Genomic DNA, 16,224 nt, shown 5'->3' with positions numbered 1-16,224 from the left:
GCCACCTCCGCGCACCGCGCGACGGCCGCTCTCCGCCCGCCGCGGCGCGATCGGCTGCGGCGGGCACTGGAAGGGACGTCCTCACCGCAGCGCGGCCGTGGCCTCGTCGAGCACGATGCCCAGCGAACGGGTGCCGCGCCCCTTGGCCCAGACCTCTGAGTTCACCTCATGGACGTCACCGTTCTTCACTGCCGGAATCTTGCCCCAAAGCGGGTTTCCGGTGAGCTTCTCGGACAGTTTGCCCTCCGCGTCGCCGAAGCTCAGCGTCTCGACGAACAGCACGTCGACGTCCTTGGCGAGGATCTCCTCGAGACTGTAACTGCCCTCCACACCACGGGACTTCCATGGGTAGTCGGCGATCTTGGGGAACAGACTGGCGGCCACGTCACCTTCGGGCGTCGCGACGCCGAAGTTCTCGTCACTGCCGTAGACGATGAGCGCGGTCTTGCCGCTCGGGGTCTTCTCAGCCTCGGCGAGCTTCGCCCGGAAGGCCCTCTCCGCCTTTACCCCCTGGGCGGTGCGGCCGGTGAGCGCGGCGGTGTCGCGCAGGTAGCCCACGCTGTCCTGCCACGTCTCGGGCTGCATGGCCCAGAACGTGGTCGCTCCCTTCAGCGCTGGGGCGAGCTTGCCGTGGGTGTCCCCGAGGCCGATCACGAGATCGGGCTTGTGGGAGAGGATCGCCTCCACCTCCGGGGCGATGAAGCCGCCGGGGATGATGTCCACCCCCTTGGCCTTCTCCTCCCCCAGGAAGTCGGGGTGGGCGAGCAACGTGCTGTTGGTGGCCGTCGGGACGATGCCCAGTTCGGTCAGGATGTCGTCGCACAGGGCGAACAGGCAGACGATCCGCTCGGGCTCCTTCTTCAAGGAGATCTTGACGCCGTTGGTGTCGGTCAACTCCGTCGACGCCTTGATGGGTTCGACGGTCACCTCCGTCTTCGCCGCGGGCTTGGCCTTGCCGTTCGCGGGTTCCTCGGAGGACGAGCCGCAGCCGACCAGGAGCGAACCCACCGCCGCTGCGGTGAGCCAACTGCGAACGAATCTCGACGGTGAGCGCAGCATCGATGCCCTCGCTTCTTTTCAGGTACCGGGAACGCACCGAAGATACATGATAATCGTTTTCATCAGACCGGTTTCTGGAGGACTCATGCCTGCTGCCACGCCCGTCCTGCTCGTCTCCGACCATGTGGCCGGAGCCGTACACCTGCTGACCGTGCCCGACGGTGCCGTAGCAGGACACCTGACCGGCCGTCACCTATCGGAGCACGCCGGATTCCTGGCCCTGCCGGGCGGGCGGGTGGCCTGCGTCGACGACCGTCGCGGGGAACTGCTGGTGCTCAACCCCTACGCCGAGGAACTCGTGGAACACGCGGTTCCGGTCGCCGTGCCGGCCGAGCACCTCGCCTGCGACCCGTCCGGCCGCCGACTGGCCGTCACCACCGGCCTCGGCAAGAACAGCGAACCGTGGTCGGACCTGCTCACAGTCCTCGACCTGGCCACCGGAGAGGCCGCACGGGTGCGGACGCGCATCGGCGAACCTGGCGTAACCGTGCTGGGCGAGACCGACCCTCTGGTCGTACTGCGGCACCGGGAACCCGGCGCGCTGGCCGTCCACCGGTTCGAGGAACTCCTCGCGGCTCCGCCTGGCTGCCCCCTGGTCACCCCTCACGCGGTCCTGCCGCTGCCGGACGACGGACACGGGGACGCACAGGCACCCGGCTCGGAGCAGGTGTTCGCGGCCACGGGCCAGGGAGTGCACCGGGCCCGCCGAAAGGGCGACATCCTCGCTGCCGAGGCGGTCATTCCCTGGGCATCGCCCGCCCGGGGCTGGTACCTCCGGCTCGATACCCGGCGTCGGGCACTGTGGACCACGCTGCGCGGCGGCGACCCGGACCCGCTGCGCTGGCCGGCGTGGACCAACCAGGCATGGCACCACGAGCTGGGAACCGGCCGCACGCTGCTCACGGACCTCGGTCCCGGGCTCGTCTTCCGGCTGGCCCTCGCCCGGCGCCACACCGCCTTCACCCGTGTCCATCCCGACGGCGACGAGCTGATCCTGCTCGGCGCCGACGGCGCCGCCCGCCGCTTCCCCCTGCCCGGTATGGACGGTGCTCCGCGTCGCGGCGGCACCCCCTGGGAGGGCGTCCAACGCCGCGCGGTGGCCGCCTCACCGGGCTGCGACTGGATCGCCGTCACCCGGGGCGGCCACGGCGAGGTGCACATCGTCGACGCGGAGACCGGCCACGAGGCGGCGCGTCCGCGGCTGAGCACACCGCTGCACCACGGCGGCCACCTGACACTGCGCGTCCGGAACGACGGTGCCGACGGTGATCCCGTGGGTCGGTGACGGGCCGTGTGGGCCGACGCGTTCCAGGCGTCCCCGACAGCCGCCCGCCCACACGAGCGACACCCGGTACCCCGCCACACGTGCGTGCGTACGCCGCTTCTCCCGTCGTGGCCGAGGACCGGGTCCGGTCCCTCGGCGGGACAGCGGTGTGCCTTCGCCACCGCAGCATCGAGGCCGATGTGGCGAGAGCACGTTGCGGGGTCAGTGTCCGGCGACGACGCCCGACAGTTCGTTGGTGCTCTCCGGCAGGGTGGCGGAGGTGATCTTCTTCCCCGTGTCCAGGTCGATGGCGTGCAGGGCCTTCTTGCTGGGGTCGGAGACGTACGCGGTGTGGTCGCGGACGAACAGGGTGGGCCGGGCCTGCTGCCAGTCCAGCGGCTCCTGCCACTCGCCCACGGCGGGGATCTCCTTCTCGATCTTGCCGGTGTTCTGGTCGATGACGTGGATGGCGCCGTCGGTGCCGAGGACCAGGGCCTCGCCGTGCGGGCCACGGGCCAGTGAGCGGAAGGAGTAGCTGGTGCCCAGGTCCACCAGGCGCAGCTTCTTCTTCTCGGTGTCGATGAGGGAGACGCGGGTGGGCCGCTCCAGCTCGGCCTCGGGGTCGGTCTTGTAGTCGCCCAGGAGGATCGGCGAGGTGTCGCTGCCGGCCTGGTTGCCGATGCGGCCGTAGTCGTCGGGGGCGTCGATCTTGGTGAACTTGCCGTCCTTGTAGATCAGGATGCCGTCCTCGCAGCCGACGGCGACGGCTTCGTTCTTGGCTGCCGCCTCGCCGTGGACGCCGGGGCAGTCCTCGTTACGTGCGATCTCCTTGTTGTTCTCGTCCAGCACCAGCGCGCCGGTGCGCTTCTCCTCGGTGCCCAGGGTGCTGAGGAGTTCGCCGTTGGCCAGTTCGATGGCGACACCGTGGTGTGCCTCGGCGGAGGTGTAGGCGCGGCCTTCCGGCTTCTTGCCACTGCTCAGGTCGGCGGGGTCGAAGACGTTGACCTCTCCGGTGCCGTCGGTGAAGAGCACGGTCTTGCCCGCGTGGCGTACGACGTGGCCGGGCTCGGCGCCCTTGTACTCGATGTCGGTGAGGGTCTGGTCGGTGGCGTTCAGGACGCGGAAGCCGCTGTCGGTCGAGACGACGACGTGGTCCTCGTCGCCCGCGGGATTGACCCGGTTGAAGCCAGGAAGCTCGATGGTCTTGGCGAGCTTCAGGCTCTTCCCGTCCAGAATGTAGAGTCCGCCGTCGAAGGTGGCGACCAGCGGGTTCTTGACCGCTGCTGTGGGCGTGGCGCTCGCGGTGCCGTCGGCCTTGGCGTCGGCAGAGGAGGAGTCGCCCCCTCCGCAGGCGGTCAGAACCGTGGAGGCCGCCAGGGCGAGTGCCGTGCTCGTGAGGGCTCTGCCGCGTATCGACTTGTTCATCTGTGTGTTCCTTTCCGCGCCGCCCGGTGGCGGCGGTGTGGTGTGACGACGTCGGCCCGTCTGCTGGCGGGCAGGGAGACTCTGTGGGTCAGGCCCCGGTCAGGCCGTCGACCATGGCGGTGGTGTTTGCGCGCATCATCCGCAGGTAGGTGTCGGCGCCCTCGCCCTTGGCGGTCAGCGACTCCGAGTAGAGTTCGATGACCCGGACCTGGCCACCCATCTCCGTACGCAGCACCTCTGCGAGCCGTTTGGGCTGGGAGGAGTCGGCGAAGACGGTGCGTACGTCCGCCCTCCCCATCGCCTCGGTGAGTGAGCGGAGGTCCGAGGAACTGGGTGAGGCCAGCGTGGTGCCACTGGGGATGACCGCGCCGATCACCCGGAAACCGAAGCGGTCGGCGAGATAACCGAAAACGTGGTGGTTGGTGACCAAGGCCCGCTTGCCCTCTGGAATGCGGTCGAAGGACTTCTCCATCCAGGCCGTGAGGTCCGTGAGCTCATCGGCGTAGCGGTCGGCGTTGCCGCGTATCGTGTCGGCGTCCACTCCGTCGACGTGCTCGATGACCTGGTCGGCTATCAGACCGGTGGCCTTACGCACCCGGTCGGGGTCGGTCCAGAAGTGCGGGTCGGGCTGTCCTTCCTCGCCCTCAGGACCGCCGTCGTCGGCCGTATGGAAGGTGAGCGGGTCGGCCGCCTCGCCGGCCGCGAAGGTGGCGACGCCGGACTCGTGGGCGGCATCCACGTGCCGCAGTACGTTCTCCTCGAGTCCCAGGCCGTTGTAGACGACCAGGTCAGCCTGTTCCAGCTCGGCGGCCTGCACCGCCGAGAGGCCGAAGGAGTGCGGGTCGGCGTTGGGCTTCATCAGGACGGTGACGTCGGCTTCGGCACCGACGATCTCCCGGGTGACGTCGCCGAGGATGTTGGTCGTGACGACGATGCCGGGCTGATCGTCGTCGGTGGTGCAGGCGGTGGCGGTGGCGGCTGTGACGAGGCTGAGCAGGCCCACGATCAGACTGCGCAGGCGTGCGATGCCCACCCTCGCGCGCTGCTTCACCCGGGTCCGGCTCATCGTCCGGCCTCCGCCATGAGGACCGGCTTGACGTCCAGGTCGAAGGAGCGCGCGATACGCAGACCGTCGTTGTAGTCGATTTCGAACACCTTCTTTCCGTCGGGGTCGTTGACGTAGGCGCGGCTGCGGTCGACCTCGATGACGGGGGCGCTGCCGTCGGGGCCGGCCCGCTTTCCTCCCGTCAGGAGCGACTTGGTCCGCGCGGCCTGCTTTCCGGTGGCGATGTCATAGCCGTGCAGCGAGCCGTCGGTCTCCAGGACGAGCAGCGGGGAGCCCTCACCGGCTGTGTTGGCCGCGACGACCGGTCCGGTCTCCACCCGGGTCCAGGTCCGCTCGGCGACATCGAGAACCCATACGGCGTCGTCTCCGGCCGGGGCGGTGAGGGTGTCGCTGCCGGGCCGGTGACGGAAAGCGGTGACCCGCTCCTTCGCCGGCACGTCCCGTCCGTAGGGGATCTCCTCGGCGGTGAAGGCGCCGTCCTGCGTACGGACGAGCAAGGCGCCGCCGGCGCAGCCCAGGATCACGCCGCGCCGGGTGACGGCGTCTCCTCGCGGCTCCTCGCACTCCACGTCCGGGGAAGCGACGCGCTCACCCTCGCGGTCGAGGACGACGAGCTTGGAGGTGCCGCCCTCGTCCGCGAAGGCAAGCAGGTGCTCCTCGTACGGCACGACGGCGCCGGTATAGGTGCCCGGCAGCGTCCGGAGGGAGGCGATGCTGCCCGTCTCCAGCTCGCCTCGGTCGTAGAGAGCGGCGCGCCCGTCCTCGTCCGTCACCGCGGTCACGGCGACATCGCTGCGCACCTGTGCCCGGCTGTCCACGGGAAGCTCACCGACGTCCCGTATCGCCGCGCTGTAGTAGTGGACGTGGTCCCCGTGGTCCACCATCCAGGCGCCGCTGTCGAGCACATGGGTGCCGCTGGACGTGTGGAGGTAGCCGAACCTGCCGTCCGTACCCAGCCGAACGGCGCCTTTCACCTGAGCGGTCTTGTGCACCTTGCCTGTGATGAGGTCGAGAACCCCGCTGCTTCCGCTGTCGGGGTCGTTCAGGAGGAGCCGGGACTGCTGCTCGGCGGCCTCCTGTGCTCCCTCGACGTACCCGTGCGGAGTGGCGGAGAGGGAACTCGGCGCGGAGCGGGAGTCGTTGTTCTTGTCTCCCGCGCAGCCTGTGGCGAGCAGCGCGGTGAGCACCAATGCGGCCGAAGCCCACGGAGTGACGTTTCTGCGGACGGTCATGGCGATCGCCTCAGGCTTCTTTCAGTTGACTTCGAGTACAGGGGCCGGGGCGGGGGCGTGGCGCGCACGGCGGTACCGCAGCCCGGACAGCACGTGAGAGAGGAAGAACAGGCTCACCGCGAGGGCCGCGACGGTCGCGCCGGCGGCAGTGCTCAGGTGCCAGGACAGCAGCAGGCCGAAGAACGTGGCGGTGGCGCCGAGCAGGGCGGCGAGCGCCATGACCCCGCGCACGCTGCGGGCCCAGGGCAGAGCGGCCGCCGGGGGTGCGATGAGCAGTCCGAGGACGAGCAGCGTTCCCACGATGTGGAACGAGGCCACGATCGCCAGACCGAGCAGGCCGAGCAGCACGGCGTGGGCCAGGCGCGGCCGCAGCCCCAGAGTGTGGGCCTTGCGCTCGTCGAACGCCAGGGCCAGGAACGCGCGGTGACCGAGCACCGACACCACCAGCGCCGCGAGCAACGCCGCCGCGAGCACGAGGAGGTCCTGCTGCCGGACGGCGAGGACGTCACCGAAGAGAAAGCCGGTCAGGTCGACCGCGAAGGACTGCGAGCGCGAGACGATGATCACGCCGAGCGAGAGCATGCCCACGAACAGCAGCCCGATGCCGGTGTCCTGGGACAGCCTTGGTGTACGGCCGAGCGCGGTGACGCCCGCCGTCATGACGACGGCGCTGGTCACGGCCCCCACCATCAGATTTCCGCCGAGCAGCGCGGCCAGCGCGACACCCGGCAGCAACCCGTGGGACATGGCGTCACCGAGGAAGGCCATTCCCCTCAGCACCACCCAGGTGCCCGCCAGCGCGCAGATCGCGGACACGAGTATCCCGCCCCACAGGGCTCGTTGCACGAAGGTCACCTCGAAGGGGGCCGTCAGCCATTCCATGCCGAGGACAGTACAATGAAAACCATGTTCAATAAAACGCAGCCCTCGCCCACCTCACCCCCGGAGCGGGCTGCTCACCTCCACTTCTCCGGGTTGTGCGCCGGCTACTCAAGCCGCCCAGTGCTTCGTGAAATCAGCGCGCAGATACCGAAGTTGGCCACAACGGTGCTCGTGGGACCGAATGGCAGCGGCAAGTCGACCCTGCTCGGCGTGCTCGCCGGTGTGATCCGTCCGACATCCGGTGATCTCCACTGCACCGGGGATCTGCCACCCGCGTTCGTACCGCAGCGCGGAGCCGTCGGCGACACCCTGCCGCTCACCGTCCGGCAGACCGTGGAGATGGGGCGCTGGGGCAAGCGCGGCCCGTGGCGCCGGCTGACCCGCCAGGACCACGCGGCCGTGGACGGGGCACTCGACCGGCTCGAGATCCGGGACCTCGCGTCACGCCAACTGGGCGAGCTGTCGGGTGGACAGCGTCAACGCGCGCTCATCGCACAAGGATTGGCCCAGGAGTCGGACCTTCTGCTCCTCGATGAGCCGACCACAGGTCTGGATCCGGAGGCGAGGGAGCGGATCGGGACACTGCTGACGGCACTCGTCGCCGACGGGGTGACGGTCATCCAGGCCACGCACGACCTGGAGGTAGCACGCACGGCGGACACATGCCTCCTGCTCCAGGACGGCCGCCTCGCCGGACAGGGGTATCCGGACCAGGTCCTCACCACATCGGCGCTGGCCCGCGTCTGGCAACCACTCTGAGGACCGGCAGCACAGCCAACCACCACCGCCCCGCCGAGATCGCCAGCCCGTTACCGGGAGCCGAGGTGCTCGCCTGGTGCACGTCACCGGACCCTGAGCGCACCGCAGGCCCGGCTGCTACCCCTGGACGCTCTCCGGCCCGGGACCCGCACATGATCGACGCGGATGCCAACGTACCTCGCGGCGAGCGAGGGTGAGGACACGGCAGGTGATCACGGCGTGGCATCGGACGCTGCCAGGCTGTGTCCAAAGCCGGCTGCGGGCCCCGCCGTTCCACCCGGGACCTCCACCAGGGCAGCGGCGCGCTTGCGGTACCGGTGTCGCTCAGCAGGCATCCGCCGTAAGCAGGGTGAGGATACGGACGGTGCGCTCGCCGGTGTGCGGGTCCCGACCGCGCCAGCAGGGATAGTTGTCGACGAGTATCACCGTCTCGGCGAGCCGGAAGCGCGGCAGTCGGAGTTCGAGGGCGTGCACCGCATCCTGGAAACGGTGCAGCATGGCGCTCATGTGGTCCTCGGCCGGGTGGCGGTACATCGGGACTGCGCCGTCCGGCCAGGGGTAGCACCCGTGTTCCCGTACGGTGTACCCGATGTGCCGGGCGACGCGCGGTGTGGCCCGGAGCCCGCTCACTCCCGCCCATGCACCGTAGAGATCGACGTCGCTGCCGCTGAGGAAGTACAGGAGCGCGGGGTCTGCCGCGACGAGCCCCTCGGTGAACGCGTACGCGTCGATGGCGAAGGAGTCACCGCCCGTCGGCGCGGCCCTGGCACGCTGGACCAACATGTGGTCCTCATCGGGATGGCGGCGTCGGTGGGGTGCGCCTCCGACAACGATGCGACGCTGTCCGCGTGCACGTGCACCGATCCGTCGTCGGTGTGGACGTGCGCACGCAGTGCGGGTACAGCTCGCGCAGCCTTCGATGAGAGCCCGAACGCCGGCTGACCCGGCGACGAAAGGGGCAACGGCACCTCCAACGACACGGGCGAAACGGGCACGGAGGACGACGGTTCATCCGGCACCGGAGTGGCCGGTGACGATGCGCCCTCGGCCCGCGGTTCCTCAGACAGCGACGGCTCGATGGCCCCGAGCGGTGCTGGGAACGCCGTATTCCTGGGCGGCACCGCAACGGCGCTCGCGGGACGGCCTTCTTCGCCGTCACCCGCAGGCGCCGAAGACCGGCCACGCCCGTGATCGCCCCGACTGTCCCGACGCCGAAGCCGGCCACGACTCCGCCCGTCAGGGCACCGCCCAGCTCGCTCCGACCCAGGCGCCCAGCAGACTCCCAGCGATCAGGTTGATCGCGATGGGCCAGCGGGCGGCCACGCGCGGTCAACGGGGGAGATCGTGCAGGCGCGCAAGGACTGGTTGGAGGGCGGAGATTCGGCGAGGTGAGCGGTTACGACGGCGCCCCGCTGCCGGCTCCCGAGCTCCCGAATGTCCCGTTGAAGCCGCGCGGGAACACGCGCTGACCCGCTCGGTTGTCAGGTGCTGGCTCCCGGGAGGCGCGGGCCTGTGTGCTTCTGCCTCTCAGCGCCCGGACGGGCTGCCAGGAGGGTAGACGTTCCGGCCAAGCGCCCGGGGTGGGGCGGCGAGCGATTCCAGGGTGTGGCCGTGTGTAAGCGCCTCTGGCCATCCTTTTGCTGACCTCTTGCTGACTTTACTGACGGAACGCCAGCTCCTGTTCAACCGGCCTCTCCGCAGCTCCCGAACCGAAGATCCTGCTCACCGAGCGGGAGATCGCTCACCACTTGGAGGACTCCGGAGCGAGGGCGTACTTCTGCTTCGAGGCACGGACCAGTTGCCGATCACGAAGACGGGCCGCGAGGCGTTCGAGTCGACACCTGGCTGCTGCGATTTCGTCCTGCTCACAGGCGAAGTCGGCTTACGAGCGGGCGTAGTCGGCGTCCTGGTAGGCGACGACGGAGCCCGGGCCCTCGACCAACGGGCCGCCGCCTGGCATGGCCACTTGCCTCAGCGCCCAGAACGTTGAGCTGTAGTCGGGCAGGAAGACGAATGGGCCGGTTCCCGCGGCCGAGTCATCCGCCGATGCACCGGCCGGTGGACCACCGAATGCGGTGTTCAGGTCCAGGCAGGGCTGCCGATCGTCAGCTCGACCTCGTCTCCCGTTCGGACGAACTCCCGGATCAGCCAGCTACGACCGTCGACGGGAGCGCCGGCGCCGGTGGTGCAGGCCGAGACCGTGTGTACGGGGCGCGCCGTGTCTTCGATACGCAACTCGGCCTCAGTGACGACATCGTCGGAAAAGCACAGGTCCAGGTCGATCGGCCACGGGTCTGCCGCGAAGGCTTGAGGATCGGAAAGCCCCTGGAGGCGGCAACGGGCACCCGGAAACAGATGAGTGTGACCGCACACGACCAGGAAGGTGTCCGCTTCGGTCGATCCGGTGGAGGACTGCGGCATGAGGAAGCTCCGGAATCCGCGGTGACGATGGGCACTGGGCAGTCTGGCGCCCTGGACGGCCGGGCTTCGGCATTCCGCAGCCGTGCTGCTCCGCCTGCCACCCGGTCGGAGCTCGGGAAGTCCTCGGACAACCAACTCGTGTTCACCATCGACGTCTTGACCAGCTTGGGCGGGTGAGCCTAGCGTACCGACCAATTAGTTTGTACTTTCAGTGGCTGGGTTGCTCACGGAACGACGGGTAGCGCGCAAGCGCGCAGTTCCTGGGCATCTATCAGCCAGCACAACCAGTGATGCCGGAAGTTACATACCAACCGGTCGGCCGTATCGCTATCCCGCGACTCCACCGCCATGAAGGGAACCTAGTGCGCATGAGCAGGGCGAGAGGCTTCGTCACCACGGCCACCGCGATCGCGCTGGCGCTGAGCGTGACCAGTTGCGCGGAGAGCAAACGCGACAGCGGCTCGAAGCAGGGCCGTGGTGGCGGCACGTTCGCCTACGCGACCTCCGACGACCCGGCGAGTCTCGACCCGGTCTTCACTCAGGACATGCAGAGCGGACTCGTCGCTGCTCAGGTGTTCGAGGGCCTGACGGGTGTGGCGTCAGGAGACGTCCGGGCCGAGCCGCGGCTCGCGACCGGATGGACCGTCGGCAAGGACGGCCTCGCGTACAGGTTCACCCTCCGCGAGGGCGTGACCTTCCATGACGGGGCACCGTTCGACGCCGAGGCCGTGTGCTTCAATTTCGACCGCTGGTACAACCTGCCGAGGACGGCCCAGTCCGCGAACTTCGCCTATTACTACGGATACTTCTTTCACGGTTTCGCCACGGGCCCCACCGCCGACAGCGCGCTCTACAAGTCCTGCACCGCTGCGGGCGCGCACGAGGCGGTCATCGAGCTCAAGAAGCCGTTCGCGGGCCTGATCGACGCCCTCACGATGCCGCAGTTCGCCATGCAGAGCCCGAAGGCGCTCAAGAAGTACCAGGACGACGGGGCTTCGAACCCGAACACCACCGCGTACTCGACGGCGCACCCGGTGGGCACCGGGCCGTTCACGCTGGAGTCCTGGGACCGCGGCAAGGAAGTCGTCATGGAGCGGAACGACGACTACTGGGGCGCCAAGGCCAAGGTGGACCGGCTCGTCTTCGTGTCGAAACCGGACTCCAAGGAGCGCGTGGCGGCACTGCGCAACGGAGAGGTGAACGGCGCGGACTCCGTTTCCCCCACCGATGTCGGAACTCTCGACCGCGAGGGTTTCCGGGTGGAGACCCGACGCCCCTTCACGCTGGCGTTCCTCGGCTTCAACCAGAAGCGGAAGCCGCTGGACGACCCTCGCGTACGGCAGGCGATCGCCCATGCCATCGACCGGAAGGCCGTGATCGGCGCGAGCTTCCCGAAAGGCACCGTGGAAGCCGATCAATGGCTGCCCAAGGGGATGCAGGGCTGGGCCGAGGACGTCCCGGAGTACGCGAACGACCCGGAGAAGAGCCGCCGGTTGCTGAGGGAGGCCGGCGCGGTCGGTACATCGCTCGAGCTGAACTACCAGAGCGGCGGCGGCAGCGCCTGCCTGCCGGCGCCCGCGGACACCTTGAACATCCTGCGCAAGCAGATCGAGGCTGTCGGGCTGAAGATCAAGCCGGTGGCGATTCCGTCCTCCGAGTTCAGCGACCGGATCTACGGCACCTCCGACCACGACATCGAGATGAGCTGCTGGATCGGCCAGGTGAACCTTGCCGACAGCTTCATCGGTCTGGCCTTCGGATTCCCCAGCCTCGAGTGGGGGTTCGACGACCCGGAGCTCTACAAGGACCTGGCGCACGCTCAGACCGTTCCGGGCCGGAAGGAGCAGAACGAGGTGTACGCGGCGTTGTCGAAGCGGATCATGCAGATCCTGCCGGGTGTACCGTTCGCCAGTTCCCCGTCCTCGATCGGACTCGACCCCGAGGTCTCCGGATTCGTCGCGAGTCCGATCAGTCAGGAGATGTTCCACACGGTCTCCCTCGGCTGAACCGGCACCGATCATAAAAGGGAGAACCCATGCTCGGCTTCGTCGTGCGGCGACTGCTCCAACTGGTGCCCGTGTTGTTCGGTCTGTCCGTGCTGCTGTTCATCTGGGTCCGGGCCCTGCCGGGAGACCCGGCGCGCGCCCTCCTGGGCCGGCACGCCACCCCGGAGGCCGTCGCGGACGTCCGCGCCCGGTTGGGCCTCGACAAGTCTCTGCCGGAGCAGTACGTCGCGCACCTGAAACCGCTGTTCAGCGGAGACTTCGGCCGGTCCATCAGCGATGGGCGACCCGTGTTGGAGAGCTTCTTCGACAAGCTCCCGGCGACGCTGCAGCTTGGTGCCGCCGCGCTGCTGATCGCCGTCGTCGTCGGAATCCCCCTCGGGTATCTCGCGGCTCGCCACCAGGGGCGGTGGCCTGACACGCTTCTCGTCTCGGGCTCGCTGCTCGGCGTGGTGACGCCGGTGTTCTTCGTCGCCATCCTGCTCCGGCTCGTCTTCGCGGACTGGCTCCACTGGCTGCCGACCGGAGGCCAGCAGGATCCACGGATCGACGCGACCCATGTCACCGACTTCTACGTGCTCGACGGCATCCTGACCCGGGAGTGGGACGCCGCGTGGGACGCCTTCGTGCACCTGATCCTGCCGGCCATCGCGCTGGGAACCATGGCCATGGCCTACATCGCCCGCATCACCCGGGCCTCCGTGATCGAGGTGCTGGGCGAGGACTACGTCCGCACCGCGCGCAGCAAGGGTCTCTCCGTCATGACCGTGTCACGCCGCCACGTGCTGCGCAACGCACTGCTGGCCGTGGTGACCACCGTCGGGCTCATGGCCGGCATGCTGCTGTCGGGTGCCGTACTGACCGAGACCGTCTTCAACTTCACCGGTATCGGTCACTACCTCTTCGAGGCGATCTCCACACGCGACTACCCCGTCATCGAAGGGTTCGTTCTGTTGATCGCGGTGTTCTACTCGTTGATCAACCTCGCCGTGGACGTCGCGTACGGTGTCATCGATCCCCGGGTGCGCCTGTCATGACCGCGCTGTCGCCTTCTCCCGCAACCGGACCCGGCTCGATGCCGGGGCCCGCCGGTCCGGACGCGGCCGGTGTGAGCCTCACTCGATCGGCCTGGCGGCGCTTCAAGCGCAACCCGGCCGCGATCACCGGCGCCGTCATCGTCCTCTGCTTCGTCGCGGTCGCCGTCTGCGCGCCCGTGCTGACACCGTATGAACCCGCGTCGGTGGAGTGGGCCGACGAGGTCACGCTCGACTCCGGGCCCGAGCCCAACTCGGCGCACCTCCTCGGCCTGGACCGCTTCGGCTCGGACCTGTGGACGCAGATGGTCTACGGCGCCCGCACGTCGCTCGTCCTCGGGCTGGTGTCGACCGTCATCGGACTCACCGTCGGCGCCGTACTCGGCGCGATGTCCGGCGGGTTCGCCACGGTCGGGGGCCGCTGGGGGCGCCGCGTCGACAACATCCTCATGCGTCTGGTCGACATCATGCTCTCCGTCCCCAGCCTGCTGGTGGCCATCAGCATCGCGGCGGTGCTCGGCGCCAACTCATGGTCCGTCATCCTGGCCGTCGGAGCGGCCCAGGTGCCGTTCTTCGCCCGGCTCCTACGGGGTTCGATGCTGGGGCAGAGCGGCGAGGACTACGTCGTGGCCGCCCACGCGCTGGGTCTGCGCAAGCGGCAGATCGTGGTGGGACACATCCTGCCGAACTCCGTCGGGCCCACCATCGTCCAGGCGACGTTGAGCCTGGCCACGGCGATCATCGAAGTGGCGTCCCTGTCCTTCCTCGGTCTGGGTGAGTCGGACCCGGCGGTCGCCGAATGGGGCCGCATGCTGGTCGCGGCCCAGGACCGCTTCGATGTCGCGCCGCAGCTCGCCCTGTATCCCGGCATCGCGATCGCCGTCACCGCGCTGGGCTTCACTCTCCTCGGCGAGACCATGCGTGAAGCCCTAGACCCGAGGAGTCGCCGATGACCCGGCCGACCGAAGCCGCAAGCGCAGGGGACGGGCCCGCACCCCTGCTGGACGTCGACCGCCTCTCGGTCACCTTCAGCAGGAAGGAGGAGCCCCCGGTCCGCGCCGTGGACGAGGTCTCCTTCCGGATCCTTCCGGGTCAGCATGTCGGACTCGTGGGCGAGTCGGGCAGCGGCAAGTCCGTCACCTCGCTGGCCGTCATGGGACTGCTGCCGCGACGCGGCGCGCACGTCGACGGGACGGCCCGCTTCCAGGGAAGCGACGTCCTGGCCATGTCGCCGCGCGAACGCAGCCGGCTCTCCGGGCGGGCCATCGCCATGGTGTTCCAGGACCCGATGACCTCACTCAATCCCGTCGTACCCATAGGTCTCCAGATCACCGAGGTGATCAGGCGGCACTTCGACGTGTCGAAGGCGGAGGCACGCGATCGTGCGGGTGATCTGCTCGCCAAGGTCGGGATCCCGGACCCCGCACGGAGGCTGAAGGAGTATCCGCACCAGTTGTCGGGCGGTCTGCGACAGCGCGTGCTGATCGCGATCGCCCTCGCCTGTGAACCGCGCCTGCTGATCGCCGACGAGCCCACCACCGCGCTCGACGTCACGATTCAGGCCCAGGTGCTGGAGGTACTCAAGGAACTCGTGTCGGAGACCGGCGCCGCACTGCTGATGATCACCCACGACCTCGGCGTGGTCGCGGGACTCTGCGACGAGGTCAACATCATGTACTCCGGCCGGATCGTCGAGAAGGCGCCCCTGTGCCGACCTCTTCGTCCGGCCGCGGCACCCGTACAGCGGCGGGCTCCTGGAGAGCGTTCCCCGACTGGACGCGCCGCGCGGGGTCCCGCTGCGCCCGATCCCGGGATCGCCCACCCAGGTCCTGCCGTGGACCGAAGGCTGCGCGTTCTCACCGAGATGTGCGAACCGAACCGACGCCTGCACCACCAACCCGCCGGAACTGACCCCCGAGGGCCTTCGCGCCGTGCGCTGCTTCCATCCGCTCGGTGCAGGCGAGGAGAACCGGAGTCCGAGGGAGGCCGCCCGGTGAACCTGCTCCACGTGCGGAATCTGAAGGTTCACTACCCGGTCCGTGAAGCGTCCCTCTTCGGCCGCCGGGCCGGCACCGTGAAGGCCGTCGACGGAGTCGACCTGGACATCCCCGAGGGACACACGCTCGGGCTGGTCGGCGAATCCGGGTGCGGCAAGTCGACGCTGGGCAAGGCGATCCTGCGGTTGGCGCCGGTGACCGAAGGGTCCGTAACCTTCGACGGCACCGATGTCGGGGGTCTGACCGGTGAATCCCTGCGCCGGATGCGGCAGAGGATGCAGATGGTCTTCCAGGACCCGCTGGCCAGCCTCAACCCCCGGCACAGCGTGGCCAGGCTGCTGACCGAGCCGCTGCGCGCCCACGGCGTCGAGTTCGACGCCACCACGAAGGTACGCGAACTGCTCGACCAGGTGGGTCTGCCGACCTCGGCGGCGCGGAAGTACCCCTACGAGTTCTCGGGTGGGCAGCGACAACGCCTCGGGATCGCGCGAGCACTCGCTCTCCATCCACGCCTGATCGTCGCGGACGAGCCGGTCTCCGCGCTCGACGTGTCCATCCAGGCCCAGATCCTCAACCTCCTGGAGGAACTCCAGCGTGAACACGGCTTCACCTACCTGGTGATCGCGCACGACCTCGCCGTGGTCCGGCACGTGTCGCACGAGGTCGCCGTGATGTACCTCGGCGGCGTCGTCGAACAGGCCGAGAGCGAGACCCTCTATCGGCAGCCCCGCCACCCGTACACCAAGGCCCTGATGTCGGCCGTGCCGATTCCCGACCCGGTGGTCGAGCGGGCGCGTGAGCGCATCGTGCTCCTCGGCGACCCTCCGTCGCCGGTCGCTCCCCCCTCGGGATGCCGGTTCCACACCCGGTGCGCGTTCCGGCAGACGACCCGCTGTCACGACCAGCGGCCCGTACTGCGCGACATGGGGGACGGGCACAGAGTCGCGTGCCACTGGGCCGACGCGATCGCCGCCGGCACCATCACCGCCGCACCCGGGCCGGCGACGGTCGGCGTGCCGTAGCTCCCGGCGTACCGCTCGAAATCCCGCACTCTTCTCAGCCGAACCAGGAGGAAGCCCTCA

General features: G+C 69.0%; 13 protein-coding genes and 2 pseudogenes. 8 read left to right on the top strand and 7 right to left on the bottom strand.

The features are described from left to right. Positions 1–81: 81 nt before the first annotated feature. On the bottom strand, positions 82–1,059 hold the full coding sequence (locus tag IE260_RS27280; protein WP_189876401.1) for an ABC transporter substrate-binding protein: 978 nt from the start codon (positions 1,057–1,059) through the stop codon (positions 82–84). A gap of 85 nt (positions 1,060–1,144) precedes the next feature. Between IE260_RS27280 and IE260_RS27275 the strand changes: the two genes are divergently transcribed. Continuing rightward, positions 1,145–2,344, top strand: coding sequence for a hypothetical protein (locus IE260_RS27275; protein WP_189876399.1), 1,200 nt, complete (start codon positions 1,145–1,147; stop codon positions 2,342–2,344). Between the two features lie 201 nt (positions 2,345–2,545). Here the strand turns inward: IE260_RS27275 and aztD are convergent, their stop codons facing one another. From aztD to aztB, 4 genes are all read right to left on the bottom strand, one after another. Continuing rightward, positions 2,546–3,748 carry a zinc metallochaperone AztD gene (aztD, locus tag IE260_RS27270; protein ID WP_189876396.1) on the bottom strand — a complete coding sequence of 401 codons (1,203 nt, stop codon included), beginning with the start codon at positions 3,746–3,748 and terminating at the stop codon, positions 2,546–2,548. An 88-nt stretch (positions 3,749–3,836) separates the two neighbouring features. After that, positions 3,837–4,814: a zinc ABC transporter substrate-binding protein AztC gene (gene aztC / locus IE260_RS27265; protein ID WP_189876394.1), complete on the bottom strand. Its 978-nt coding sequence runs from the start codon at positions 4,812–4,814 to the stop codon at positions 3,837–3,839. Next, on the bottom strand, positions 4,811–6,046 hold the full coding sequence (locus tag IE260_RS27260) for a hypothetical protein (RefSeq protein ID WP_189876392.1): 1,236 nt from the start codon (positions 6,044–6,046) through the stop codon (positions 4,811–4,813). The genes aztC and IE260_RS27260 overlap by 4 nt, the downstream gene beginning before the upstream one ends. Positions 6,047–6,067: 21 nt before the next feature. Beyond that, positions 6,068–6,928 (bottom strand): zinc ABC transporter permease AztB, encoded by an 861-nt coding sequence (gene aztB, locus IE260_RS27255; protein WP_189876390.1) that lies wholly within the window; start codon positions 6,926–6,928, stop codon positions 6,068–6,070. A 15-nt stretch (positions 6,929–6,943) separates the two neighbouring features. Between aztB and aztA the strand changes: the two genes are divergently transcribed. Then, positions 6,944–7,687 (top strand): zinc ABC transporter ATP-binding protein AztA, encoded by a 744-nt coding sequence (gene aztA, locus IE260_RS27250; protein WP_189876388.1) that lies wholly within the window; start codon positions 6,944–6,946, stop codon positions 7,685–7,687. A 324-nt stretch (positions 7,688–8,011) separates the two neighbouring features. On the opposite strand, the gene IE260_RS27245 is transcribed toward aztA, so the two are convergent. Beyond that, positions 8,012–8,470: a hypothetical protein gene (locus IE260_RS27245; RefSeq protein WP_189876386.1), complete on the bottom strand. Its 459-nt coding sequence runs from the start codon at positions 8,468–8,470 to the stop codon at positions 8,012–8,014. A 543-nt stretch (positions 8,471–9,013) separates the two neighbouring features. Here IE260_RS27245 and IE260_RS41970 point away from each other — a divergent pair. Beyond that, positions 9,014–9,156, top strand: a pseudogene (locus tag IE260_RS41970) (pirin family protein); the annotation flags it as partial. A gap of 610 nt (positions 9,157–9,766) precedes the next feature. On the opposite strand, the gene IE260_RS27240 reads toward IE260_RS41970, so the two are convergent. Further along, a complete protein-coding gene (locus IE260_RS27240; protein ID WP_189876384.1) occupies positions 9,767–10,108 on the bottom strand; it encodes a hypothetical protein in 342 nt (113 codons plus the stop codon). A gap of 368 nt (positions 10,109–10,476) precedes the next feature. Between IE260_RS27240 and IE260_RS27235 the strand changes: the two genes are divergently transcribed. The 5 genes and pseudogenes from IE260_RS27235 (at position 10,477) to IE260_RS27215 (ending at position 16,164) form a co-directional block, all read left to right on the top strand. After that, positions 10,477–12,114, top strand: coding sequence for an ABC transporter substrate-binding protein (locus IE260_RS27235; protein WP_189876382.1), 1,638 nt, complete (start codon positions 10,477–10,479; stop codon positions 12,112–12,114). A 29-nt stretch (positions 12,115–12,143) separates the two neighbouring features. Beyond that, positions 12,144–13,148: an ABC transporter permease gene (locus IE260_RS27230; protein ID WP_189876380.1), complete on the top strand. Its 1,005-nt coding sequence runs from the start codon at positions 12,144–12,146 to the stop codon at positions 13,146–13,148. 71 nt (positions 13,149–13,219) lie between these two features. Beyond that, positions 13,220–14,098 (top strand): ABC transporter permease, encoded by an 879-nt coding sequence (locus tag IE260_RS27225; RefSeq protein ID WP_229881312.1) that lies wholly within the window; start codon positions 13,220–13,222, stop codon positions 14,096–14,098. After that, a pseudogene (locus tag IE260_RS27220) lies at positions 14,095–15,142 on the top strand (ABC transporter ATP-binding protein). The gene IE260_RS27225 and the pseudogene IE260_RS27220 overlap by 4 nt, the downstream one beginning before the upstream one ends. Next, positions 15,139–16,164 carry an ABC transporter ATP-binding protein gene (locus tag IE260_RS27215; RefSeq protein WP_189876378.1) on the top strand — a complete coding sequence of 342 codons (1,026 nt, stop codon included), beginning with the start codon at positions 15,139–15,141 and terminating at the stop codon, positions 16,162–16,164. Before IE260_RS27220 ends, IE260_RS27215 begins: the two are co-directional and overlap by 4 nt. The last annotated feature ends 60 nt before the right edge of the window (positions 16,165–16,224 follow it).

Source organism: Streptomyces viridiviolaceus (assembly GCF_014650995.1).
Classification (GTDB): Bacteria; Actinomycetota; Actinomycetes; order Streptomycetales; family Streptomycetaceae; genus Streptomyces; species Streptomyces viridiviolaceus.
The sequence above is the reverse complement of the archived record's forward strand: the minus strand, read 5'-3'. Positions and strand labels throughout refer to the sequence as shown.